The organism is Pseudoxanthomonas sp. LjRoot204_2 (assembly GCF_056175765.1).
Window position 1 is genome coordinate 1 of sequence record NZ_JBGFFG010000481.1, and the last position, 2,329, is coordinate 2,329.

A 2,329-nucleotide genomic window follows, 5' to 3' on the forward strand; every position below is an offset into this window, starting at 1 on the left:
GCACCGTCTATGAGACGCAGCTGGACGATTACCCGCAGATCGGCTCGATCTGCTCGGGCGGTCGCTACGAGAACCTGGCCAGCCACTACACCAAGTCCAAGCTGCCCGGCGTGGGCATCTCGATCGGCCTGACCCGCCTGTTCTGGCAGCTGCAGGAGGCAGGCCTGATCGCCGGCGTCGACGAAAGCAGCGTGCAGGCCATGGTCGCCCTGATGGACGAAGGACAGATGGCGCAGTCACTTGATATTGCCCGCCGCCTGCGTGCGGCCGGCATCAACACCGAAGTGCAGATGGAAAGCCGCAAGCTGGCCAAGCAGTTCCAGTACGCCTCGCGTGCCGGCATCCGCTTCGTGGTCCTGGCCGGTGAGGATGAGYTGAGCCGCGGCGTCGTCACGGTCAAGGACCTGGTGAGCGAACAGCAGTTCGAGGTGAAGCGCGATGAGCTGGCCGCCAGCCTGAAAGTGGAGCTGGAACAGGCCCGCGCACTGGCGGGGCGCTGACATGAAACCGATCCTGCTGGATGGCAAGTCGCTCACCCGCGATCGCCTGGTCGAGATCGCGTTCGGTGCCAGCGTCGAGCTGGACAAGGACGCATTGAAGGCGGTTTCGCGAGCGGCCGAGTTCCTTGCCGAACAAGTGCGCCGGCAAGAGCCGATCTACGGCGTCTCCACGGGCTTTGGCAGCAACGCCGACAAGCTGCTGGGCGCGCACCCGCTGCGCGGCGAGCTGCCCGGAGCGGTGAAGTCAGGCCGCTCTCTGCATGAAGAGCTGCAATACAACCTGATCGTCACCCATGCGGTCTGCGTGGGCGAGCCCATGGCGCCGGAGATCGTCCGCGCCATGCTTGGCATTCGCATCAACACGCTACTGAAGGGCCATTCCGGCATCCGCGTGGAGACCCTGCAGGCGCTCGCCGCGATGCTCAACGCCGGCATCGTGCCGGTGGTGCCCTCGCTGGGCTCGGTGGGCGCCTCAGGCGACCTGGCGCCGCTGTCGCACCTGGCCATCGTGCTGCTCGGCGGTGGCGAAGCGTTCTACCAGGGCGAGCGCATGCCGGGCGCCGACGCGCTCAAGCGCGCTGGCCTGGCGCCGGTCTCGCTGTCCTACAAGGAAGGCCTGGCGCTCAACAACGGCACCGCGCAGATGCTGGCGATGGGCGTGCTGGCGATGTACCGGCTCGACCAGCTGCTGGACACCGCGGATCTGGCCGCGGCAATGACGATCGACGCCTTTGCCGGCCGCCTGGGCGCGTTCGCCGAGGAAGTGCATGCCCTGCGACCGCATCCGGGCCAGGTGCATGTCGCCGGCCGCCTGCGAGAGCTGTTGGCCGGTTCGACGCTGGCCGACATCCCGTACCACCTGGTACCGCGCTTTCGCACCTGGCTGCCCAGCAGCTGGGACACGGCAGAGGCACAGGCGCTGCGCTTTGACATCGGCTGGGACTGGGTGCCAACCGATCAACGCCACGGCCGCGCCAAGTTCTACCAGCGCTTCATGCCGTTCCGTGGCGGCAAGAAGCACCAGCCGCAGGACAGCTACTCGCTGCGCTGCATCCCGCAGGTGCATGGCGCCGTGCGCGACGCAGTGGAACAGGCCAAACGCGTGCTGGAGATCGAGCTCAATGCAGTCACCGACAACCCGCTCGTGTTCCCGGACAAGCAGGCCGAGCACGTCGAAGAGCAGGTGATCTCGGCGGGTCACTTCCACGGCATGCCGCTGGCGCTGGCGATGAGCTACGTGAAGGCCGCCATCCCGACCCTGGCCTCGATCTCCGAGCGTCGCCTCAACAAACTGGTCGATCCGTCGACCAACGACGGCTTGCCGCCTTTCCTGATCGGAAACGAGGACGGTACGGAGTCGGGGCACATGATCGTGCAATACACCGCAGCGGCGATCGTCAACGACTTGGCCAGCCGTGCGCATCCGGCCAGCGTGTTCTCGGTGCCTACCAGCGCGAATGCCGAAGACCATGTTTCGATGGGCRCCAATGAGGCGCGCCACGTGCTGGCGATGGTGCAGGACCTGGGCCGGGTGCTGGCGCTTGAGCTGTACACCGCCGCTCAAGCGCTGGATCTGCGTCGCGACATGATCAACGCGGCGCGTGCCCTGGCCAAGCGGGCCGATGCTGAGGGCATGGCCACGAAGGTTGCCGGTGGTCCTTCGCTCCGTGACGCCGACCGCGAGGTGTTTCTGCAGGAAGTAGACGGGCTCCGCTCCGCTCTGGCGGGCAGTGAGCCGTTCCAACCGGGGCGTGCTGTGGCTGCCGCTCATGCGGCAATCCGAGTGCAGATCCCATTCCTGGAACGCGATCGAGCGTTGGATGGTGAGG

The 2,329-nt window shown here is 66.6% G+C and carries 2 protein-coding genes; both read left to right on the forward strand.

Going from position 1 to position 2,329, the window contains the following annotated elements:
• Window positions 1-500 (forward strand): His/Gly/Thr/Pro-type tRNA ligase C-terminal domain-containing protein (locus AC04L7_RS16890; RefSeq protein WP_475513476.1); only part of this gene is annotated, 500 nt, incomplete at its 5' end.
• 1 nt (window position 501) lies between these two features.
• Window positions 502-2,329: HAL/PAL/TAL family ammonia-lyase (locus AC04L7_RS16895; RefSeq protein ID WP_475513477.1), on the forward strand; the 1,828-nt coding region annotated here is incomplete at its 3' end.